The sequence below is a fragment of the Nocardioides sp. P86 genome, assembly GCF_023712465.1.
GTDB classification, from domain to species: Bacteria; Actinomycetota; Actinomycetes; order Propionibacteriales; family Nocardioidaceae; genus Nocardioides; species Nocardioides kribbensis.
This window is the reverse complement of sequence record NZ_JAMAYE010000001.1, coordinates 259420-279977: the sequence shown is the minus strand read 5'-3', so window position 1 is coordinate 279977 and position 20558 is coordinate 259420. Positions and strand designations below refer to the sequence as shown.

Genomic DNA, 20558 nt, shown 5'->3' with positions numbered 1-20558 from the left:
CCTCAGCCGGCCAGGTCGTGGGTGCGCAGCCAGGCGTCGACGGCGGCGTAGGCGGCCGCGCGGGGCTCGGCGAGGGAGAGGAAGACGTCGTGGCGGGCGTCGACGACGGGCACGACCGTGGTCTCGGAGCCCAGGCAGCCCGACCAGCGGGCGATCTGGCGCACGTCGAGCACGGTGTCGGCGCGGTCGCTGCGCTCGGAGTAGCGCGAGGAGTAGTAGGTCTTGTCGGAGCGCAGCACCAGCGAGGGCACGCCCACGTCGAGCCCGCGGTGGAGCCTGGCGTGGCCGCGGCGCACGGCGTTGAGCCAGCCCACGGTGACGGGGAACCCCTCGAGCGGCTTCATGACGGTGTCGAACTCCCACTCCCCGGTGCCGCTGACGTGGAGCGTCTCGCCGTAGGTGCCCTCGGGCAGGTCGAGGGCGCGCAGCGGGCGCACCCTCGACAGCGCCCGCACCGCCCAGGTGACCGGGCCGCGCATGACCGGCTTGCCCTGGAGGTCGAGCCAGGGGCTGTTGAGCACCAGCCCGGCGATCGGCGCGAGCCGGCCCGCGCGGCGGCGCCGGTCGAGCCACAGCGGGGCGATGAGGCCGCCGGTGGAGTGCGCGACCACGGTGACCGGCACGCCCGGGTGCGCCGCGGCCACCAGCTCCAGGGAGCGGTCGAGCTCGGCGTCGTACTGCGCCAGGTCGCTGACGAAGTGGGCCGTCTGCCCCTCGCGGCGCGCGCGGCCGCACTTGCGCAGGTCGAGGCCGTAGAAGGCCTGGCCGCGCTCGGCGAAGAAGTCGGCCAGCTCGGTCTGGAAGAAGTAGTCGGAGAAGCCGTGGACGTAGAGGGTCGCGCCGCGCACGGACTCGCCCTCGCGCACGCCGCGCCGCACGAGCACCGCCGCGACCTCGCCCTCGCCGTCGGGGTCCTCCCCGAGGTCCATCACGTGCTGCTCGTAGCCCTCGCCGAGCAGGTCGGGGGTCCAGGTGACCCCGGTGGCGGTGGCGTCGGCGCTGTCGGTGCTCATGGCTCCGATGATGGCAGGGCCGGCCCGTGCCGCGGGAGGCTTCCCCCTGTCCGGACATCGCGCGGCGCCCTGCGGCCCTGCGCGGGGGTACGCCGGTAGCGCCGGCTCAGCCGCGGACCGGCAGGCGCGGGTCGATCACGGTGATGCCGGCCGGCGACGCGGTGGCGACGCCGGGCAGCAGCCTCGCGCCCTCGTCGAGGTCGACGACCCGCTCGAGCAGGTCCTGGGGGCGCAGCGCGCCGCGCTCGACCTCGGCGAGCAGGGCGGGGTAGTCGGCCGCGGCCATGCCGTGGCTGCCGAGCACGTCGATCTCCCAGGCCACCACCCGGTCCATCGGCACCGGCGGGTGGCCGTCGACGGCGGGCAGGAGGCCGACCTGCACGTGGCGCCCGCGGCGGCGCAGGCTGTGGATCGCGTCGGCGCAGGTGGCCGCGCTGCCCACGGCGTCGAGCGCCACGTGGCTGCCGCCGCCGGTGAGGTCGTGCACCTCCTCGGCGACCCGGCTCGGCCCGGGGCCGGCGTCGCGCCCGGCCTCGTGCCCGTCGGTCGGTTCCGCGGCGAGCACGGTGTGCTCGGCGCCGAGGCGGCGGGCCAGGTCGAGGGCGGCGGGGGAGCGGTCGACGGCCACGACGCGCGCCCCGCGGGCCACCGCGATCATCACCGCGCTGAGGCCGACCCCGCCGGCGCCCACGACGGTGACCCACTCGCCGGGGCGGAGGTCGGCGCGGGCGCTCAGGGCGCGGTAGGCGGTGGCGAAGCGGCAGCCCAGGCTGGCCGCCGCGGCGTCGCCGACCGCGTCGGGCACGGCCACGAGGTTGGTGTCGGCGGCCCGCAGCGCGACCAGCTCCGCGAAGGAGCCGTCGTGGGTGAAGCCCGGCTGGGTCTGGTCGGGGCAGACCTGGGCCTGACCGCTCGTGCACCACGCGCAGCGCCCGCAGCCGCAGACGAAGGGCGTGGTCACGCGGGCGCCCACGCGCCAGCGGCGTACGTCGGGGGCCACGGCGACCACCGTGCCCGCCAGCTCGTGGCCCGGCACGAGCGGCAGGGTGACGCCGTCGTCGTGGCCGGCCCACGCGTGCCAGTCGCTGCGGCACAGCCCGGTGGCGTGCACGCGCACCACCACCCCGCCCGGGGGCGGCTCGGGGTCGGCGACCTCCCGCACGACCGGTGCCTGCCCGTACTGCTCGACGACGACTGCTCGCACCGGTGCTCCCCTGGGTGTCGCGACGGTCCGCGGCTCCGTGGTCGGCGCCGCGGGCGCATGTTACTGACCGTTGCGACCACTACCTGACCGTCATGACTGTCAGGTAGAGGTCGCAACGGTCAGTAGGACCCGCGCACCCGGGCCACCCCAGCACCCCACCGGTACGGCGAGCCGCGTGACGCCGGCCGCGCGGGCGGCGATCATGGTCAGGTTGCGTGCAGGTGGCGGCGGGGATGATCGGTCCCGGCGCCCGCCACCCGGGCGCTCCGGGCCGGGAGTCGGCTCCGGCGCACGGCTCCTGGAGGCCACTGTGTTCGACCTGATCAACGGACTGCCGGTCCACCCGCTCGTGGTGCACGCCGTGGTGGTGCTGCTGCCGCTGGCCGTGCTCGGCACCATCGCCCTCGCGGTCCGGCCCCGCTGGCGGGTGACCTTCGGCCCGCTGCTGGTCGGCATCGCCGCGGTGGCCACGGTGCTGGTGCCGGTGGCGACCTCGAGCGGAGAGGCGCTGGAGGAGCGGGTGGGCGACCCCGGCGAGCACGCCGAGCTCGGCGAGCAGCTGCTGTGGTTCGCGATCCCGCTGCTGGTGCTCGCCCTGGTCATGGTGGTGCTCGCGCGCCGCTCGGCCGCGGGCAAGCCGGCCCCGGGCCCCTCGTGGCTGACGACCGTCGTGGCGGTGCTCGCCGTCGTGGCCGCGCTGGCCACCGCGGTGCAGGTCTACCGCGTGGGCGACTCGGGCGCGAAGGCGGTCTGGGGCGACCGGGTCAGCGCCTCCGCGCCGCGCTGATCCGCGACCGGGCCCAGGACACGCCGCCGTGGCCCGCATCGGGGTCTGCGAGGACCAGGAGAGCATCCGCAAGGTGCTCGTGCGCGGTCTGCGACAGGCCGGTCACGACGTGGTGGCCGCCCACGACGGCGGGGAGGCGCTGCGCCTCTTCGCCGACGACACGGCCCTGGGCGCCCTCGTGGTCGACATCGGCCTGCCCGACGCCGACGGCCGCGACGTGGTGCAGGCGCTCCAGGCGGTCGGGCAGACCGCCCCGGTGCTCTTCCTCACCGCGCTCGGCGAGGTGCGCGACAAGCTCCAGGGCTTCGCCGCCGGCGCCGACGACTACGTCGTGAAGCCCTTCGACCTGGCCGAGCTGCTGGCCCGCCTCGACGTGCTGGTGGCCCGGCGGGCCCGTGCGCACGCCGACGCCGCGGGTCGAGGCGGGCTGCGGCTCGACCCGGTCGCCCACGCCGCGCGCACCGCCCACGGCGAGGTGCTGCTGACCCCCACCGAGTACCGCATGCTCGCCGCGATCCTCGCCCGGCCCGGCGAGGTGGTGCGACGCCGCGTCGTGGTCGCCGCGGCCTGGCCCGACGGGTCGGTGGTGCACGACAACACCGTCGACAGCTTCCTGCGGCGCATCCGCTCCAAGCTGGCCGGCATCGGGTCGCCGGTGGTCATCGAGACGGTGCGCGGCATCGGCTACCGGGTCGCGGAGTCGTGAGGTGAGCGGCGCCGACGGCGCACGCGGCCCCCGTCCGCGCGGCCGCCGCGGACTGGCGGTGTGGCCCGGCGCCGCCGCCGACGTGGGCTCCCTGCGTCGTCAGCTCGTGCTGTGGACCGCCGTGCTCGGCGCGGCGGTGGCCCTGGCCCTGGTGGGCGTGGTGCACGCCGTGGTCGACGGGGCCTCGCAGGACGCCGTGGCGCGGGTGCTCGACGACCGTGCGGCCACGGTCGTGGCCGCGGCCGAGGCCACGCGGGCAGGCACGGTCAGCGTGCCCGACGACCTGCTCGGGCCCGCCGTGGCGCTCTACGACGACCGGGGGCGGCTCGTCGGGGGCACCGTGCCGCCGGCCCAGGCCGACACCTTCGCCGAGCTCGCCGGATCCACCAGCGAGCGCAGCCTCACGCGGGGGGAGAGCTACCGGGCGCTGGCTCGTCCCTTCGTCGTCGAGCAGGAGGCCGCCGGCCCCGGTGAGGGCGTCGGCCCCGGCTCCGGTGAGGGCTCGGCCTCGGGTGCGGCCGGGGCACCCGTGACCGCCCGTGGCGTGGTGGTGGTCGCGGAGTCGCTGTCGCCCTACGAGGCCGACGAGCACGTCGCGCTGGTGGTGGCGGTGGTCGCCGGGCTGATCATCGTGGGGCTGGCGACGCTGCTGGTCTCGCTGGCCAGCCGGCGCGTCCTGCAGCCGGTCGCGGCGATGGCCGCGACCGCCGAGGACTGGAGCGAGCACGACCTCGACCGCCGCTTCGACCTCGGCCCCCCGACCAACGAGATCCGCGCGCTCGGCCGCACCCTCGACGCGCTGCTGGCCCGGGTGGCCGACGCGATCCTCGCCGAGCAGCGGCTGACCTCCGAGCTGGCCCACGAGCTGCGCACCCCGCTGACCGCCGTGCTGGCCACGGCCGACCTGGTGGCGCTGCGCGACGACCTCGACGAGGAGCTGCGCACCGACATCGTCGACATCCAGAGCGCCTGCCGCGCGATGGCGGCCACCGTGACCGGGCTCCTCGACCTCGCCCGCGACCGCTCGGGCCCGGTCAGGGCCGGCAGCGGGCTGCGGGAGGTCGTCACCAGCGTGTGCGCCGAGGTCGACCCCGACGGCCGCGTCGAGGCCCGGGTCGGGGCCGGCGTCGACCTCGCGCTCTCCCACGACCTGGCCGTGCGGGCCCTCGCGCCGGTGGTGCGCAACGCCGTCGAGCTGGCCCACCACGTGCTCGTGCGCACCGAGCGCGACGGCGACCTCATGCGGGTGGTCGTCGAGGACGACGGCCCCGGGGTGGCGCCCGAGGACGCCGACACCGTCTTCGAGCCCGGTCGCTCCGGGGTCGGCAGCAGCGGTCTCGGCCTCGCCCTGGCCCGCCGGGTCGCCCGCAGTGCCGGCGGCGACGTCGTCCTCGACCCGGTGGCCGGCGACGCCGGGGGGCGTACGTCGGGCCCCGCAGGCCCGCACGGGGCCCGCTTCGTCGTCACCCTCCCGGCCGCCCGCCCCCACGCCTGAGCCGCTTCAGCGGCTGAGCCGCTCGGGGCGGTCGGATTGCTGAAGTAGCGCAATTGCGTGGGCGTGGTGGCGCTGCCGGGTCGGGTTTGCGCGGGTGGTGCGGTGTCGGGGGCGGTTGGGTTGCTGAAGTGGCGCAATTGCGTGGGCGTGGTGGCGCTGCCTGGGCGGGTTTGCGCTGGTGGTGCGGTGTCGGGGGCGGTCGGGTTGCTGGAGTGGCGCAATTGCGAAGGACGGCATGGGCCTGCGGGGCGGGTTTGCGCGGGTGGTGCGGTTGCCGGGGCGGTCGGGTTGCTGAAGTGGCGCAATTGCGAAGGACGGCATGGGCCTGCGGGGCGGGTTTGCGCGGGTGGTGCGGTTGCCGGGGCGGTCGGGTTGCTGAACTGGCGCAATTGCGCGGGCACGGCCCGCCGCCGGAGCGGGTGTGCGCTGCTGGTGCGGTGCGCGACGCGATCCGACCGCTGGGGTGCCGCCATTGCGCGAACGGACGAGCGGAACCTTCGGGCGAGTCGGCCCGGCCCGGCCGGTGCCACCACCGACGTCCGCGCCCCATCCCGCGGGCGGCCGTCAGCCCCAGGTCGGTGCGGCCAGTCGCGAGCCCGGCGGCTCGGTGAGCACGCGCAGCGCCAGCTGGGTGGTGGCGGGCACGCCGAGGTAGCCGACCACGCGCGAGACGCGGTCGGGGTCGAGCGGCAGCAGGCCCGGGGTGCCGGGCACGTCGGGGGTCAGCCCCAGGTCGACCGGGCGGCCCGACATGATCGCGAGGTTGAAGTCGAAGCGCTCCCGGGCGCCCGGTGCGGTGAGCCGCTTGAGCAGCCCGGCGCCGATGCGGCGCTGGCCGGTCTCCTCGCAGTAGGAGTCGAGCGCGGCGACGAGGTTGGCCCCGTCGCAGTGCTCGATGTCGGCCCACACCGAGCGCATCGAGCCCATCTGGGAGAGCAGCACCGGCGCGGTCTTCTCCCCGATGCCGGGCACGCCGGGCAGGTTGTCGCTGGCGTCGCCGCGCAGGGCGGCGTACTCGAGGTAGTGCTCGGCGGCGATGCCGTAGAGCGCGAAGAGCCGCGCGGGGTTGAGCAGCGGGGAGGCGTTGATGCCGCCGTTGATCAGCCGCAGCACGCGGGTGTGCTCGCTGATGTGGGCGAAGGAGTCGCGGTCGGAGGTGATGATGACGCACTCCCACCCGTGGGTCTCGGCCCACACCGCGGCCGAGGCGCTCACGTCGTCGGCCTCGAGCCCGGCCGGGGTGACGGTCTGCAGGCCCAGGGCGTCGAGGAGCGCCGCGGCCCGCTCGAGCTGGTCGACGAGGGTGGCGTCCTTGGCGGCGCGTCCGGCCTTGTACGCCGGGTACATCCGCTCCCGCACCGAGTCGCGGCGGTCGTCGAGCCCGAAGACGACCGCGTCGGGGGCGAACTGGTCGATGGCCTCGAGGATCTGGCGCAGCATGCCGTGCAGCGCCCACGCCGGGCGACCGCCCTGGTCGAGCAGCGCCGACTCCGCCCGCGCGTGGTGGTTGCGGTGCAGCAGCGACGGCGCGTCGACGGCGAGCAGCAGCTTGCGGCCCTGGGCAGACGTCGCAGTCACCGGCGGAGCGCTCACAGGAGAGGCGCGCACGGGGGAGGCGTCGGTCGGTTCGGTGGTCATGGCGGTGAGGACACCGTACGCATCCCACCGGCCCCCGGGCAGTGAGGGCCGGTGGCCCGACCGGTCGGCCGCCCGAGCGCCCGGGCAGCGGCTCGTGCAGACGCCCAGGCAGACGCCGAGTCAGACGCCCAGGCAGACGACCGGGCCTCCGCCCGGGCCGGTGGGCGACTAGGGCCCGCTCAGGCCAGCTGGCCGGGCGGCTCGCTCTGCACGGGGCGTCCGGCGCCGGCGGCGGCGCACTGGCCCAGGGTGATCTCCTTGCAACGCGCGAAGTCGGGCGAGGTGGCGGCGGCCTCGAGGTAGTCCTCGGGGGCCAGCTCGGCGTAGTACTCCACCGCCTCCAGCAGGTCGGCGGCCTCGGTGGTGGGGTCGTCGTCGACGGCCTCCCGGGCCAGGGGCACGGCCTCCTCGAAGCGGCGCACCGTCTCCTCGTAGTCGCCGAGGTTGAAGGCGTCGATGCCCAGCACCACCTGGCGGCACGCGCCCGGCACGGCGGCGTCGGGGTCGCCCGGCGCGGGCGCGGCGTCCTGCGAGGGGGCGCCGTCGTCGCTCCCGGAGGGCGTGCCGGGGTCCGACGGGGCGGGCGTCGTGCTCGACGTCGCGTCTGCGCGGGCTGCGGCCCCGTCGCCGGCCGGGTCGTCGTCGCTGCACCCGACGAGCAGGGCCAGCAGCGTCACGGGCGCGGCGAGGGCGGCGGAGCGTCTCATGCCGAGGAGCCTAGGCCGCTGCTGCGCGGGCGTGGTCGGACCAGAGGTGGCCGGGCGCCCGGGCCGGGCGTCCGGATCGGTGCGTGGGTGCGGTGCCGGGGGCGGCGCGGTCAGGCCCCGACGTACGCCGCGAGGTGCTGGCCGGTCAGCGTGGTGCGGGCGGCGACCAGGTCGGCGGGGGTGCCCTCGAAGACGACGCGGCCGCCGTCGTGGCCGGCGCCGGGGCCGAGGTCGATGACCCAGTCGGCGTGGGCCATGACGGCCTGGTGGTGCTCGATCACCACCACCGAGCGGCCGGAGTCGACGAGGCGGTCGAGGAGGGCGAGCAGGTGGCGCACGTCGGCGAGGTGCAGCCCGGTGGTCGGCTCGTCGAGCACGTAGACCTCGCCCTTCTCGGCCATCTGCACCGCGAGCTTGAGGCGCTGGCGCTCGCCGCCGGAGAGGGTGGTGAGGGGCTGGCCGAGGCTGAGGTAGCCCAGGCCGACGTCGCGCAGCCGCTCGAGCACGGCGTGGGCGGCCGGCACCCGCGACTCGCCCTCGGCGAAGAAGGCCAGGGCCTCCTCGACCGGCATCGCGAGCACCTGCGCGATGTCGCGCCCGCCCAGGGTGTGCTCGAGCACGGCGGTCTGGAAGCGTCGGCCCTCGCACTCCTCGCAGGGCGACTCGACGGTGGCCATCACGCCGAGCTCGGTGAAGACGGCCCCGGCGCCGTTGCAGGTGGGGCAGGCGCCCTCGGAGTTGGAGCTGAAGAGCGCGGGCTTGACGCCGTTGGCCTTCGCGAAGGCTTTGCGCACGGGCTCGAGCAGACCGGTGTAGGTGGCGGGGTTGCTGCGTCGTGAGCCCTTGATGGCGCCCTGGTCGACGACGACCACGCCCTCGCGACCGGCGATCGAGCCGTGCACCAGCGAGCTCTTGCCCGACCCGGCCACGCCGGTGACCACGCAGAGCACGCCGAGGGGCACCTCGACGCTGACGTCGCGCAGATTGTGGGTGGCCGCGCCGCTCACCGCGAGGGTGCCGGTGGGGGTGCGCGGCGTCGCCTTGAGCGCCACCCTCTCGTCGAGGTGGCGCCCGGTGAGGGTGTCGCTGGCGCGCAGCCCCTCGACCGTGCCCTCGAAGACGATCTCGCCGCCGGCCGCGCCGGCGCGCGGGCCGAGGTCGACGACGTGGTCGGCCACCGCGATGGTCTCGGGCTTGTGCTCGACGACCAGCACGGTGTTGCCCTTGTCGCGCAGCTCGAGCAGCAGGTCGTTCATCCGCTCGATGTCGTGGGGGTGCAGCCCGATGGTGGGCTCGTCGAAGACGTAGGTGACGTCGGTCAGCGAGGAGCCGAGGTGACGGATCATCTTGGTGCGCTGGGCCTCCCCGCCCGAGAGCGTGCCCGCGGGGCGGTCGAGGGAGAGGTAGCCCAGCCCGATCGCGGTGAAGGAGTCGAGCAGGTGCTGCAGGCCCGCGAGCAGCGGCGCGACCTCCGGGGCGTCGAGGGCGCGCACCCAGTCGGCGAGGTCGCTGATCTGCAGCGCGCACAGCTCGGCGATGTTGCGGCCCTCGATGCGCGAGGCGAGCACCGCGGTGGTCAGCCGCGTGCCCTGGCAGTCCGGGCAGGTCTGGAAGGTGACCGCGCGGTCGACGAAGCGCCGCACGTGGGGCTGCATCGCCTCGGGGTCCTTGGAGAGCATCGACTTCTGGATCTTCGGGATGATCCCCTCGAAGGTCAGGTTGACGCCCTCGACCTTGATCTTGGTCGGCTCCGCGTGGAGCATCGTGTCGAGCTGCTTCGCGGTGAAGGTCGAGATCGGGGCGTCCATCGGCAGCCCCATCCCGGCGAAGAGGCGGCCGTACCACCCGTCCATCGAGTAGCCGGGCACGCTGAGCGCCCCGTCGGCCAGCGACAACGTGTCGTCGTAGAGCGCCGTCAGGTCGATGTCCTTGACGCTGCCCGTGCCCTCGCAGCGCGGGCACATGCCGCCGAGGTAGACCGCGCCCTTCACGACGCTCTTCTCGGTGCGCCCCGCCCGCTCGGTCGACATCACGCCGCTGGCCCGTCGGGTGGGCACGTTGAAGGAGAACGCCGTCGGCGGTCCGACGTACGGCGAGCCGAGCCGGCTGAACAGGATGCGCAGCATCGCGTGGGCGTCGGTGGCGGTGCCGACGGTCGAGCGGGGGTTGGCGCCCATGCGCTCCTGGTCGACGATGATCGCCGTGGTGAGACCCTCCAGCCGGTCGACCTCGGGGCGTGCCAGCGAGGGCATGAAGCCCTGCACGAAGGCGCTGTAGGTCTCGTTAATCATCCGCTGCGACTCCGCGGCGATGGTGGCGAAGACCAGCGAGCTCTTGCCCGACCCCGAGACGCCGGTGAAGACGGTGAGCCGCCGCTTGGGCAGCTCGACGCACACGTCCTTGAGGTTGTTCTCCCGGGCGCCCTGCACCCGGATCAGGTCGTGGCCGTCGGCGGGGTGCCCCGCAGGAGGTGCCGTGGTCTCGGTCATGGTCTCTCCTCGCGGTGTGGGTGCCACAGGGTAGTGAGGGGCTCCGACAGCGCTCAGCGACCGGGAACGGGGCTCGCCGCGGTGCGGTCGGCACCGGCGTCACCCGCGACCGGGCCACCGGCAGGGTGCCCGGCGGAGCGCTCGTCCGAGTCTTGCGCCGAGCCGCCCGCGGCGCCACCCTCCGATCCTCCCGGGACGGGCGCCGACGCGCTCGCGGCGAGCGGCACGGTGAAGCGGAAGCTGGCCCCGTGGCCGGGCTCGCTGTCGACCCAGATCCGTCCGCCCTGGTGCTCGACGAGGGAGCGGCTGATGGCCAGGCCCAGGCCTGAGCCGTCGCGCTGCCTGACGTCGCTCTCGTCGAGCTGGCGGAACCGCTCGAAGACCGTCTCCTGCGCCTCCCGCGGGATGCCGGGGCCGGTGTCGGTCACGCTCACCTCGGCGGCCCCGTCGCGCACGACCGCCTCGACGCGCACGAGCCCACCGCGGGGGGTGAACTTGACGGCGTTGCCGACCAGGTTGGTCAGCACCTGGGTGAACCGGTCGGCGTCGACCCTGACCCGCGCCTCGACCGGACCGGCCTCGAGGACGATGCCGGCGGCGTCGGCGACGGGCTCGAGCGCGGCGAGCACGCCGGCCACGAGGGGAGCGGCGTCGTGGTCGGCGAGGTCGAGCGGCAGGCGTCCCGACTCCAGCCGGTCGACGACCAGGATGTCGTTGATCAGCCGGGCCAGCCGGTCGGTGCCGCGCAGGGCGACGTCGACGACCCGCTCGGCGGCGGGCGACAGCTCGCCGACGTCACCGTCGTGCAGCAGGTGGAGCGCGCCGTGGATCGAGGTCAGCGGCGTCCGCAGCTCGTGGCTGACCACGGAGATGAACTCCGACTTCAGCCGGTCGGCGGCGCGGCGCTCGGTGGCGTCGCGGAAGACGACCACGGCCCCCCTGACCCGTCCGTCGGGCCCGGGTCGGGCGCCGTCGGCGGTGATCTCGACCGGCAGCACGCTCCCGTCGGAGCGGCGGAAGCCGTGCTCGGCGTCGCGCACGGCCCGGCCGCCGAGCGCGGCGTCGAGGGCGCAGAGCGGCTCCTCGACGACCGGTCCGGGGTCCGCCGTCTCCGCCGCGGCGCCCGGGTGCTCGGCCGCGGTGTGCACACCGTGCAGGCGCCGGCACGCGGATGCGCCCACCAGGGCGTCCGCCGTCGACCCGAGCATCCGGGCGCCGGCGTCGTTGACGAAGTCGATGCGGCCCTGGGCGTCGACGCCGAGGATCCCCTCGCCGACGGACTCCAGCAGGTGCACGTGGCGCGCGGTCAGCGCGAGGTTCTCCTCGGTGCGCTCGGCCACGCGCTGCTCGAGCCCGACGCGCAGGCGGTGGTTCTCCCACCCCAGCCAGACCTGGCGCACCACGGCGAGGACGACCACGAGGAGCACCAGCCGGCCGCTGGCCCCCTCCGACCCACCGACGGCCAGGGTCGTGGCCAGCGCGGCCAGCACCGCGAGGTCGGGGGCGGCGGCGCTGAGCAGGCGGGCCCGGGCCGAGGGCGTGCCCGGCTGCTCGGGGGGTGGGGCGAGGGCGGCCAGGCCGAGCACCAGGGGGGCGGCGACGTAGGGCACGTCGGTCAGGAGCATCGACTCGTAGGACCCGTCGAGGGTGACCAGCGCGAAGGCGGAGTCGGCCACGGCGTAGCAGATGAAGCCCAGCCCCAGCAGGGCCAGGTCGGCGCGGGGGCGGGCCGCGCCGCCGCGCAGCAGCAGCAGGCTCGCGACGCACACCAGCAGGACGTCGAGGACGGGGTAGCCGGCGTTCACCGCCGCGCCGAGGCCGCTGCCGAGGGAGGAGAAGACGTCGCGCAGCAGCACCATGAAGGCGACCAGGACGACCGCGCAGCACACCACGGCGGAGTCCAGGAGCACCCGCGCGCGGCTCACCGCGACCCCGCGACCGACGGGGAAGAGCAGCAGCCCGGCGAGCGCCGGGGGCGCTGCGAGCAGGTAGAAGAGGTCGGCGACCGAGGGGTAGGGCACCGGGGCGGAGGCGATGTCGTAGACCGTCCAGACGCCGTCGGCCACGGCGTAGCCGACCAGGGCCACCAGCACCAGGACCCAGGCGCGTCGCGCCGGGCCGGGCCGGCTCCGCCGCACCCGCAGGGCGACGGCGGCCGCGGCGAAGAGGTCGGCGGCCATGGTCGCGGCGTCGGCGGCGATCCAGGCACGGTCGGGGCCGCTCCACGGCCCGAGCATGAGGGCCGTGGCCACCACCAGCACGGTGCCGGCCGCCGCTGCCGCCCACCGGAAGAGCCGCCATCCCTCGTCGTCTGCGCGCACCCGTGCCTCCCCTCCCGCCCGCCGTGCGCCGGGCCCTGTCCGGCCCGGCTCCTCCGGGGCGATCGTCCCACGTCGTGCGCCCGGTCGGGACCGACTCGGTGACACCCGCCGCCTCGACCAGCAGCGGGGGAGCGAGGTGCGGCTGTGGTCGCCGCAGGTGGGCCGATGGGCCGGGCGCGGTGGTGGCGTGCAGGCGCTCGGCCCGTCGTGTCGTGGAGTGCGCCGGAGCCGTCGACCACCGGGAGCGTGGTGGCCGCGGCCCCGGCGAGCAGGGTCTCGGCCTGCTCCCGCCACCCTCGACCTGCGCGGGAGCGCCCGTCGGCCGGCGCCCTGGTGCCACGACTCACCGGGTCCACGGCGTCCGGGGCGCCTGTCGGTCGCGGTGCGCTCAGGCCCGCGGGGAGCGGCCACGCGCGACCTGGGCCGCGCCGAGCTCGGCGCCCCACTCCTCGGCGCGGTCGACCTCGCCCGCGACGAGCGGGCCCTGCGGGTCCTCGACGTAGAACGACCGCGGGGCGTCCTCGACGAGGTAGTGGTGGCGGCGCAGGATCCGCGCGGCCTTCACCGCGGCCGAGCCCGGCAGGTGCCGCACCTTGGTGACACGGGTGTCGAACGTCGCGGCGTGGTGCGCCCCGGGCGGGGGCTCGGGCACCTCGGCCAGCCACTCGCGCATGCCGCGCTCCTCGTGGTCGAGGGGCGCCCCCTGCTCGATCGCCTGCGCGCGCGAGGAGGCGCGGCTCAGCGAGAAGGCGTGGGTCGGGGCGCCGACCACCAGCACGTCGTCGTCGGGCACCGTGGGACCCACCGCGCCGGCCTCGGCCACGTCGACCACGTCGGTGCTGACACCGGCACGCTCGAGGCCGCGGGCGACGGCGTCGGCGACGAGGCGGGTGTTGCCGAACATCGACTCGTGGGCCACGAGGGCCCGGGCACCGGCCCCCGGTCGCGGGCCTGGTCGGGTGCGGGGTCGGGCCGGTCCATCGGGTGCTCCTCGTGGGTGGGGGCTGCTGCCTCCAGGCTCGTACGTCGACCCCGCCGACACACCGGCCGGGCGCCCCGGGTCGGCGGGCCGATGGTCCCTGCGGCCCTGCGACCCGCCGGTCCGCCGGCCCCGCTCGCGGGAAGGCGCCGCTCGGGACGGAGGTCCGCCGCGGAGGGACGTACGTCCCTGTCGGCCCCGGCCGCCGTCGCGCAGGCTCGAGGGGCGTCGTCCCCGGCCGTCGGGGGCCCGGGCGCACGACCGAGGTGGGGAGTGCGATGGCAGGCAGCAGGCGTGCGGAGCGGGCCAGCGGGGCCGGCTCGGACGTGGGGGTGGTCGCGGCCCTGGGCCGCTGGCCCGGTGACGAGGCGGTGCTGCGCCGGGCGGTCGAGGGGGCCGTGCGGCGCGCGACCTGCGTGACGATCCTCCACGTGGACGACCGCCGTGCCTCCGGCGGGCGGGTCGGCCCCGCGAGACCGGTGCTGCCGCGCACCCACGAGGAGCACGTGCTGCTGGTGGCGGCCGAGCGCGCCGCGCGCGAGTGGCAGCCGGGGCTCGTGGTCCACACCGTGCTCTACGCGGGCTCGGTGCTCGAGGGGATCCTCCAGACCTCGCGGCGCGCCGACCTGGTGGTGGTGGGCACGGGCGGCGCGCCGGCCGACCCCGTGCGAGGCGGGCCCGCCCCGACGGCCCCGGACCCGACGGAGGGCCGCGCGCCGGTCACGGCCGCGGTGGTGGCCCGAGCCGCGGCCCCGGTCGACGTCGTGCCGACCGGGACCGCGCCGCGCTGAGCCGAGCCGGGTCGCGCTGAGCCGGGCTCAGCGAGCCGGCCCCATCTGGCCCGAGCCGAGCCGGGCCGCTGGGAGCGCTCCGGGCGTCCGGCCCGTGCAAGGGCGGGGCGCCCGGTGCTCAGCGCGTGCGGCCGAAGAGCCGCCCGAGCAGGCCGGGCCGCTCCTCACGGGGGTGGCCGGCGCACCGGTCGGCGCGGGGCACGCGGGCCATGACCTGGTCGACGTGCTGGCCGCAGCCGGCCCAGGTGGTCTTGCCGCACTGCTTGCAGGTGACTGCTCGGCACACGGTGGTGCTCCTTCGTTCGAGGTGGTGGTGGGGAGGTGCAGGTGGTGCGTGGTGTGGTCGGGAGGTGGTCAGCCGTGCGAGAACGTGACGGTGGGCAGCACCCGTCGCAGCCAGGCGGGGGTCCACCAGGCGGCGCGACCGGTGAGCCGCAGCATGACCGGCAGCAGCACGAGCCGCACGAGGAAGGCGTCGAGCAGCACGGCGACACCGAGCACGATCCCCATCTCCTTGGGCGGCAGCGGCCCGGAGAGCGCGAAGGTGAAGAAGACCGCGACCATGACGGCGCCGGCGGCGAAGATGACGCGTCCGGAGTGGGCCAGCGAGCCGACCATCGCGTCCTTCGGGTCGCCGGAGCGCTCGTAGTGCTCCTTGGCGGAGGCCAGCAGGAAGACGGTGTAGTCCATGGCGATGGCGAAGATCATCGCGAAGAAGAACACCGGCGCCCACGCGTCGAGGAAGCCCTGGCTCTCAAAGCCCAGCAGGTCGGCGCCGATGCCCTCCTGGAAGACGAGGCGGGCGACCCCGAAGGCGGCCGCGGTGGACAGCAGGCTCGCCAGGGTGCCGAGCAACGAGATGAGCGGGGCCTGCAGGGCCACGAGCAGCAGCAGGAAGCCGAGCACGAGCACGACGGCGATCACCAGCGGCGTGGACTCGTCGAGCTGGGCCTCGAGGTCGAGATTCTCCACCGCCGCGCCTCCGACGAGCGCGCTGTCGGGCAGGGCGGCGCGCAGGCGGTCGACGGTGTCGGCGAGGGCGGGGTCGGAGGGGTCGACGGTCGGGACGGCCTGGAGGAGGACCAGCCCGCTGTCGTCGGCCGCCGGCTGGGCGGGCATGGCGCCCGCGATCCCGGGGTCGGAGGCGAGCACGCTGCTCGCGGCCTCGGAGTCGGCTGCCGCGGTCACGACCTGGAGCGTGCCGGGCGCGCCGTCGCCGAAGGAGTCCTGGACCAGGTCGTAGCCGATGCGGGCGCTCGCGTCCTCGGGCAGGACCTTGATGGACGGCATCGCCGTCGTCAGGCCGAGGATCGGCGCGGCGAGGGCGAGCAGCACGACCAGCGCGCCGAGACCCCAGACGACGGGGCGCCTCCAGAGCCGCTCGCCCCACGCGGCGAAGGCCGCGGAGCGGTGCTCGCCGGTCCTGACCCAGGGCAGCGAGAGCTTGTTGATCGTGTGGTCGAGCGTGAACAGCACCAGCGGGAGCAGGGTGAGGGTGGCGGCCAGGACGAAGACGACCGAGAGCATGATGCCGCCGGCCATCGACCGGAACGACGGCGAGGGCACGAGCATCACCGCCGACAGCGAGACCAGGACGGTGGCGCCGGAGAGCAGCACCGCCTTGCCGGCGGTGTCCATGGTCTCCGCGACCGCCTGGCGTGCGGAGCGGCCGGCGCCCATCCGGGCGGCGCGGTAGCGCACCACGAGGAAGAGCGCGTAGTCGATGCCGAGCGCGAGGGCGAACATCATCGCGAAGTTCATCGCCCAGATGGAGACCGGGACGAGCTCGTTGATCAGCACCAGCGATCCCGCGGAGGCGACCAGCCCGGCGAGGGTCAGGATCAGGGGGAGGCCGGCGGCCACGAGGGCGCCGAAGGCGAGCACCAGGATCGCCATGGTCACCGGCCAGGAGACCATCTCGGACGTCAGCATGGCCTCGAGGTTGGCCTCGTTGAAGTCCGACCACAGCAGCGAGGAGCCGGTCGGGTTCACCTGGACCCCGTCGACGGAGAGGTCCTGGAGCTCCTCCTTGAGGTCGGTGGCCACCCGCACCATCTCGTCGGTGTCGACGCCGGCGCCGGCGAGCACGATCGCGGTCGAGCCGTCCTGGCTCAGGGTGGCGCCCGGCTGCGGGGCCACGACGTCGGCCAGACGGGGCTCGCGCTCGAGCACGGCGGTGACCCGGGTCAGGACGTCACGGCCCGCGCCCTCGGTGACGGGTCCGTCGGTGGAGTGGACGACGACCTGGATCGCGGAGGAGGCGTTGCCGCCGAAGCTCTCGCGGGCCAGCTCGCGCGCCGCGACGGACTCCGAGCCGTCGGCCTGCCAGCCGGCGCCGGAGAGGTTGTGCTCGACCTGCGGGGCGAAGGCGCCGAGGCCGACGACGAGCAGCAGCCAGACCCCGGTGACGAGGCGGGCGTGGTCGGTGACCCAGACGCCGAGGCGCCCCAGCGGCCCGGGTCGCGCCTCGGACGCGTGACCCGCCGCGGCGGGGCCGGAGTTTCGGCCGGCGCGCTGGTCGGGTCGCCGGCCGGCCTCCTGGTCGGGCGGGGTGTCGGCGTCGCTGGCGCGGCGCGGGCTCGTGGTGCTCATGGTCGGTCCGTTCCTGGTGCGTCGGATGAGGGACTGGTCGGGTCGCGCGGAGCGCGTGGTGCTGCGGTCGCGGTGCGGCCGGGTCACAGCAGCGCGGGGAGGGCCTGGGTCGCGGTGTAGGCGGCGACGGCCAGGACGAGGGCGGTGAAGGCGGCGGAGAGTCGACGGGTGTCGACACGGTCGGCGAGTCGGGCTCCGACCACGGCGGTGAGGGCTGAGGCGGCGGTGAGGGCGAGCACGAGACCCCAGTCGGGGGCCGGGCCCACACCGGCGCGGGTGGCCAGCGCGGCGGCGCTGGTGATCGTGATGACGACCAGCGACGTGCCGGCGGCGTAGGGCAGGGGGAGGGCGAGGGCCAGCAGCAGGGCGGGCACGACGAGGAAGCCGCCGCCCACGCCGAGGAAGCCGGTCAGCCCGCCCACGAGGGTCGCGGTGAGCAGGACCTTCAGCGCGCGCGGGCAGGCGCAGGCGAAGGTGGGGGAGAAGGTGAGGATCGGGTCGTCCAGGGCGGGTCGTGCGGCGTGGGAGGGCCCGTCTGCGGGGCGGCGCACGAGGCGCACCGCCATCAGGGCGCCCACGAGGAGCATGAGCGCGGCGAAGGCCGCGAGGAGGACGTCGTCGTCGACGTGGGCCGAGGCCTTGGCGCCGAGCACCGCCCCGCCGGTCGCCACGGCCCCGAAGGCGACCCCCCGCGCGAGCAGCACGTGGCCGGACCGGGCGGCCGCGACGGCCCCTGCCAGGGAGGTCGTCGCGACCACCACCAGCGAGCCGGTCGTGGCCTGGGCGGGCGACTGGCCGAGCAGGTAGACCAGCACCGGCACGGCCAGGATCGACCCTCCACCGCCCAGCGCGCCGAGGCTGAGCCCGATGAGGGCGCCGGCGAGGAGGGCCGCCAGCAGGGTCGTCTCGGGGGTCACGGCGCGCCCGGTCGGTCGGGTCGCCGCCCGGTCGGGCGGCTCATGCCGAGGGGCCGACGAGGTGCAGGCCCACCGCCTCGGCCTGGTCGAAGGTGTCGTCGATCGCGACGGGGCGCCGGCCGTGGGCGTCGAGGATCGACGCCGCCACCGAGGCGCGGTAGCCGCCGGCGCAGTGCACCCAGACCTCTCCCGGCGGCACCTCGCCGACCCGGTCGAGCAGCTCGTGCAGCGGCACGTTGACGGCGCCGGCGACGGCGGCCGCGGCGTGCTCGTCGGCGCGGCGCACGTCGAGCACCACCATGTCGCGGTGGTGGCGCACCTGGGCGAGGTCGGCGAACGTGGCGGTGGCGAAGCTCGCGGGGGCACGGGTGCTCCACTGCTCCGGGCCGCCGGTGGCGTGGGCCGCGGGTCGGTCGATCCCGATGCGCACCAGCTCGCGCTGGGCGGCGGCGACGTCCGCGGCGCTCTCGCCGAGCAGGGTGAGCGGGGTGCCCCAGGGCACGAGCCAGCCGAGGTAGGTCGCGAAGCCGCCGTCGAGGCCGAAGTTGAGCGTGCCGGGGGCGTGGCCCGCGGCGAAGGCGGTGCGGTGGCGCAGGTCGACGACCCACTCGCCGGCCTCGATGCGGCGGCGCAGCTCCTCGGCGTCGGCCCGGGCGGGCGGGCTGAGGTCGGGTGCCGAGGGGCCGGCGGCGTTGGCCGGGGCCATGTGGGCGTAGTAGGCCGGCCAGGCGCCGAGACCGGCGAGCAGCTCGTCGACGTAGGACTGCTCGTCCTGGGTCAGCACGGGGTTGGTCGAGCGCTCCCGGCCGATGGTCGAGGAGGTGGCGTCGGACTGGGTCGCGGAGCAGAAGGACCCGAAGCCGTGGGTGGGGAAGACCTCGGCCTCGTCGGGCAGCAGCGCGGCCAGCCGGTGCGCGGAGGCGTGCTGGTGGCGCACCAGGTCGTGGGTGTGCTCGGGCCCGAGCAGGTCGGGGCGACCGGTCGCGCCGAAGAGCAGCGAGCCGCCGGAGAAGACCCCGACGTCTGTGCCGGTGCCGGTGCCGGTGCCGGTGCCGAGGTCTCGCAGGGCGTAGGCGAGGTGGGTGAAGGTGTGGCCGGGCGTGGCCAGCGCGGTGACTCGCATCCGCTCGCCCACCGCGACCACCTCGCCGTCGGCGACCGGGGTGCGCGCGAAGGCGACCTCGTCGGCGCCGTTGACGACGTACGACGCTCCGGTCGCCTCCGCGAGGGCGAGGCCGCCGGTGACGTAGTCATTGTGCAGGTGGGTCTCGAGCACGTGGGTCAGCCGCACGCCGTGGGCGTCGAGCAGGTCGAGCACCCGGTCGATGTCGCGCTGCGGGTCGACCACGAAGGCGACCTCGCCGTCGTGCACGAGGTAGCTGCGGTCGCCCAGCGTCGGGGTCTCGATCGGGACGACCGTGAGACTGGTGCCGGTCGTGGTGCCGGTCGTGGTGCCGGTCGTGGAACCGGCGGGGGAGGAGTCGGCGGGGGAGGAGGTGGCGGTCATCGGGGTCAGCCCCTCTCGACCGGGCGGCCGGAGCGGATCCACGCGGTGGTGCCGCCGGTGACGTTGACCGCCTCGAGGCCCTGGGCGGTGAGCAGGTCGGTCATGGCCGCGCTGCGGTTGCCGCTGGCGCACACGACGTGCACCGGCCGCGAGGGGTCGAGCTCGCCCAGGCGCGAGGGCAGGTGGCCCATCGGGATGTTGCGGGCGCCGGGCACGCGGCTCGCGGCGTACTCGCCGGGCTCGCGCACGTCGACGACCACGGCGCCGCCGTCGATCGCGGCGGCGAGCTGGTCGATGTCGATCTGCCTCATGTCGGTCCTCTCCGGTGCGGGTGAATATCCCCCTGGGGGGTTCCTGTCGTCGACGTTAGCATAACCCCCTGGGGGGATGTAGCATCGACCGTGAGAGCACCCCACGAGCACGATCGACAGCACGAGGAAGGCCCCGCTGATGAGCGACTACACGATCCGCGTCACGACCCACCGCCCCTACGCCGAGGCGGTGGGCGCGGTGAGGGAGCAGCTCGCCGAGGTCGGCTTCGGGGTGCTCACCGAGATCGACCTCGCGGCCACGCTCAAGGCCAAGCTCGACGTCGACGTCGCGCCGCAGGTGATCCTCGGCGCGTGCCGCCCGCAGCTGGCGCACCAGGCGCTGCAGGCCGAGCCCTCGATCGCCGCGCTGCTGCCGTGCAACGTCGTCGTACGCTCCGTCGACGACACCACCACCGTGGTCGAGGCCTTCGACCCGGCCGTCATGACGTCGTTCGTGGGGGAGCCCAGCGACGCCCTGCGCGCGGTGTCGGAGGACGCCCGCACCCGCTTGACCACCGCGCTGACCGCGCTCGAGGACGGAGCACACTGATGGACCTGCAGCCCGACGACATCAAGGCGATCATCACGCGCATGAAGCGCGCCAACGGCCACCTGGCCAGCGTCATCCGGATGATGGAGGAGGGGTCGTCCTGCGAGGACGTCCTCACCCAGCTCGCCGCGGTCAACAAGGCCCTCTCGCGCGCCGGCTACGCCATCGTCGCCACCGGCCTGCAGCAGTGCCTCGCCGACGGCGAGGGTCTCGACGGGGTCGACACCAAGAAGATGGAGAAGCTCTTCCTCGCCCTCGCCTGAGGACGACGCGCGGGGCGTCATGCGATCGGTGGATGCGCATGCACACCTCGTACGACGTCAGCGGGGGTGGCCGGCCGGCGCGGCGGGGGTGCTCGGCGGAGGATGCCGCGCGCGTCGGTGCTCGGCTCGCGCGGGGCGTCATGCGATCGGTGCATGCGCATCCACGCCTCGTACGACGTCCCGCCCCGCACCCGGGGCACACAGCGCCCGCGGCCGGTGCGACCCCCTCGATCCCCGGGTCGTCGGCGCCCTCTGGGATGCTTGCTCGTCGCGGCGCGAGCCGCGTCG

General features: G+C 75.6%; 18 protein-coding genes. 6 read left to right on the top strand and 12 right to left on the bottom strand.

Going from position 1 to position 20558, the window contains the following annotated elements:
• Nucleotides 1-2: 2 nt before the first annotated feature.
• A complete protein-coding gene (locus M3673_RS01295) occupies nucleotides 3-1013 on the bottom strand; it encodes an alpha/beta hydrolase (RefSeq protein WP_193664462.1) in 1011 nt (336 codons plus the stop codon).
• Nucleotides 1014-1119: 106 nt separating this feature from the next.
• Nucleotides 1120-2217 (bottom strand): zinc-dependent alcohol dehydrogenase family protein, encoded by a 1098-nt coding sequence (locus M3673_RS19495; RefSeq protein WP_251530999.1) that lies wholly within the window; start codon nucleotides 2215-2217, stop codon nucleotides 1120-1122.
• A gap of 310 nt (nucleotides 2218-2527) precedes the next feature.
• Between M3673_RS19495 and M3673_RS01285 the strand changes: the two genes are divergently transcribed.
• Genes M3673_RS01285 through M3673_RS19485 form a run of 3 tightly spaced genes read left to right on the top strand, consistent with a single transcriptional unit; the run spans nucleotide 2528 to nucleotide 5205 of the window.
• Nucleotides 2528-3004, top strand: coding sequence for a DUF2231 domain-containing protein (locus M3673_RS01285; protein WP_193664458.1), 477 nt, complete (start codon nucleotides 2528-2530; stop codon nucleotides 3002-3004).
• A 28-nt stretch (nucleotides 3005-3032) separates the two neighbouring features.
• The gene (locus tag M3673_RS19490) at nucleotides 3033-3710 is read left to right on the top strand and encodes a response regulator transcription factor (protein ID WP_251530998.1); all 678 of its coding nucleotides are present in this window, start codon (nucleotides 3033-3035) and stop codon (nucleotides 3708-3710) included.
• A 1-nt stretch (nucleotide 3711) separates the two neighbouring features.
• On the top strand, nucleotides 3712-5205 hold the full coding sequence (locus M3673_RS19485; protein WP_251530997.1) for a HAMP domain-containing sensor histidine kinase: 1494 nt from the start codon (nucleotides 3712-3714) through the stop codon (nucleotides 5203-5205).
• Nucleotides 5206-5769: 564 nt separating this feature from the next.
• On the opposite strand, the gene M3673_RS01270 is transcribed toward M3673_RS19485, so the two are convergent.
• From M3673_RS01270 to M3673_RS01250, 5 genes are all read right to left on the bottom strand, one after another.
• Nucleotides 5770-6783 carry a 5'-3' exonuclease H3TH domain-containing protein gene (locus M3673_RS01270; protein WP_251530996.1) on the bottom strand — a complete coding sequence of 338 codons (1014 nt, stop codon included), beginning with the start codon at nucleotides 6781-6783 and terminating at the stop codon, nucleotides 5770-5772.
• A 239-nt stretch (nucleotides 6784-7022) separates the two neighbouring features.
• Nucleotides 7023-7550, bottom strand: a complete 528-nt coding sequence (locus M3673_RS01265; protein ID WP_251530995.1) for a hypothetical protein — start codon at nucleotides 7548-7550, stop codon at nucleotides 7023-7025.
• Between the two features lie 110 nt (nucleotides 7551-7660).
• Complete coding sequence (locus M3673_RS01260) at nucleotides 7661-10039, bottom strand: excinuclease ABC subunit UvrA (RefSeq protein WP_251530994.1); 2379 nt, start codon at nucleotides 10037-10039, stop codon at nucleotides 7661-7663.
• A gap of 53 nt (nucleotides 10040-10092) precedes the next feature.
• Nucleotides 10093-12360, bottom strand: coding sequence for an ATP-binding protein (locus M3673_RS01255; protein WP_251530992.1), 2268 nt, complete (start codon nucleotides 12358-12360; stop codon nucleotides 10093-10095).
• A 388-nt stretch (nucleotides 12361-12748) separates the two neighbouring features.
• On the bottom strand, nucleotides 12749-13279 hold the full coding sequence (locus M3673_RS01250) for a flavodoxin family protein (RefSeq protein WP_251530983.1): 531 nt from the start codon (nucleotides 13277-13279) through the stop codon (nucleotides 12749-12751).
• A 338-nt stretch (nucleotides 13280-13617) separates the two neighbouring features.
• On the opposite strand from M3673_RS01250, the gene M3673_RS01245 reads away from it, so the two are divergent.
• Nucleotides 13618-14130, top strand: a complete 513-nt coding sequence (locus tag M3673_RS01245; RefSeq protein WP_251530982.1) for a universal stress protein — start codon at nucleotides 13618-13620, stop codon at nucleotides 14128-14130.
• A 118-nt stretch (nucleotides 14131-14248) separates the two neighbouring features.
• Here the strand turns inward: M3673_RS01245 and M3673_RS01240 are convergent, their stop codons facing one another.
• The 5 genes from M3673_RS01240 to M3673_RS01220 all read right to left on the bottom strand — a co-directional run bounded on the left by M3673_RS01240 (nucleotide 14249) and on the right by M3673_RS01220 (nucleotide 19457).
• Nucleotides 14249-14416: a hypothetical protein gene (locus tag M3673_RS01240; RefSeq protein ID WP_193664439.1), complete on the bottom strand. Its 168-nt coding sequence runs from the start codon at nucleotides 14414-14416 to the stop codon at nucleotides 14249-14251.
• A gap of 68 nt (nucleotides 14417-14484) precedes the next feature.
• Nucleotides 14485-16722 carry an MMPL family transporter gene (locus M3673_RS01235; protein ID WP_251530980.1) on the bottom strand — a complete coding sequence of 746 codons (2238 nt, stop codon included), beginning with the start codon at nucleotides 16720-16722 and terminating at the stop codon, nucleotides 14485-14487.
• 83 nt (nucleotides 16723-16805) lie between these two features.
• The gene (locus M3673_RS01230) at nucleotides 16806-17639 is read right to left on the bottom strand and encodes a sulfite exporter TauE/SafE family protein (protein ID WP_251530978.1); all 834 of its coding nucleotides are present in this window, start codon (nucleotides 17637-17639) and stop codon (nucleotides 16806-16808) included.
• A gap of 40 nt (nucleotides 17640-17679) precedes the next feature.
• Entirely contained in the window at nucleotides 17680-19146 is a 1467-nt protein-coding gene (locus tag M3673_RS01225) for a rhodanese-like domain-containing protein (protein WP_251530976.1), read from the bottom strand.
• Between the two features lie 5 nt (nucleotides 19147-19151).
• The gene (locus M3673_RS01220) at nucleotides 19152-19457 is read right to left on the bottom strand and encodes a rhodanese-like domain-containing protein (protein WP_251530974.1); all 306 of its coding nucleotides are present in this window, start codon (nucleotides 19455-19457) and stop codon (nucleotides 19152-19154) included.
• 139 nt (nucleotides 19458-19596) lie between these two features.
• Between M3673_RS01220 and M3673_RS01215 the strand changes: the two genes are divergently transcribed.
• Nucleotides 19597-20007 carry a DUF302 domain-containing protein gene (locus M3673_RS01215; protein WP_251530972.1) on the top strand — a complete coding sequence of 137 codons (411 nt, stop codon included), beginning with the start codon at nucleotides 19597-19599 and terminating at the stop codon, nucleotides 20005-20007.
• On the top strand, nucleotides 20007-20270 hold the full coding sequence (locus M3673_RS01210) for a metal-sensitive transcriptional regulator (RefSeq protein WP_056862644.1): 264 nt from the start codon (nucleotides 20007-20009) through the stop codon (nucleotides 20268-20270). The genes M3673_RS01215 and M3673_RS01210 overlap by 1 nt, the downstream gene beginning before the upstream one ends.
• The last annotated feature ends 288 nt before the right edge of the window (nucleotides 20271-20558 follow it).

Coding starts and splice junctions, on each gene's coding strand:
- M3673_RS01295 (WP_193664462.1), bottom strand. CDS start 1,013: ATGAGCACCGACAGCGCCGACGCCACCGCCACCGGGGTCACCTGGACC.
- M3673_RS01265 (WP_251530995.1), bottom strand. CDS start 7,550: ATGAGACGCTCCGCCGCCCTCGCCGCGCCCGTGACGCTGCTGGCCCTG.
- M3673_RS01260 (WP_251530994.1), bottom strand. CDS start 10,039: ATGACCGAGACCACGGCACCTCCTGCGGGGCACCCCGCCGACGGCCAC.
- M3673_RS01245 (WP_251530982.1), top strand. CDS start 13,618: ATGGCAGGCAGCAGGCGTGCGGAGCGGGCCAGCGGGGCCGGCTCGGAC.
- M3673_RS01235 (WP_251530980.1), bottom strand. CDS start 16,722: ATGAGCACCACGAGCCCGCGCCGCGCCAGCGACGCCGACACCCCGCCC.
- M3673_RS01225 (WP_251530976.1), bottom strand. CDS start 19,146: ATGACCGCCACCTCCTCCCCCGCCGACTCCTCCCCCGCCGGTTCCACG.
- M3673_RS01220 (WP_251530974.1), bottom strand. CDS start 19,457: ATGAGGCAGATCGACATCGACCAGCTCGCCGCCGCGATCGACGGCGGC.
- M3673_RS01215 (WP_251530972.1), top strand. CDS start 19,597: ATGAGCGACTACACGATCCGCGTCACGACCCACCGCCCCTACGCCGAG.
- M3673_RS01210 (WP_056862644.1), top strand. CDS start 20,007: ATGGACCTGCAGCCCGACGACATCAAGGCGATCATCACGCGCATGAAG.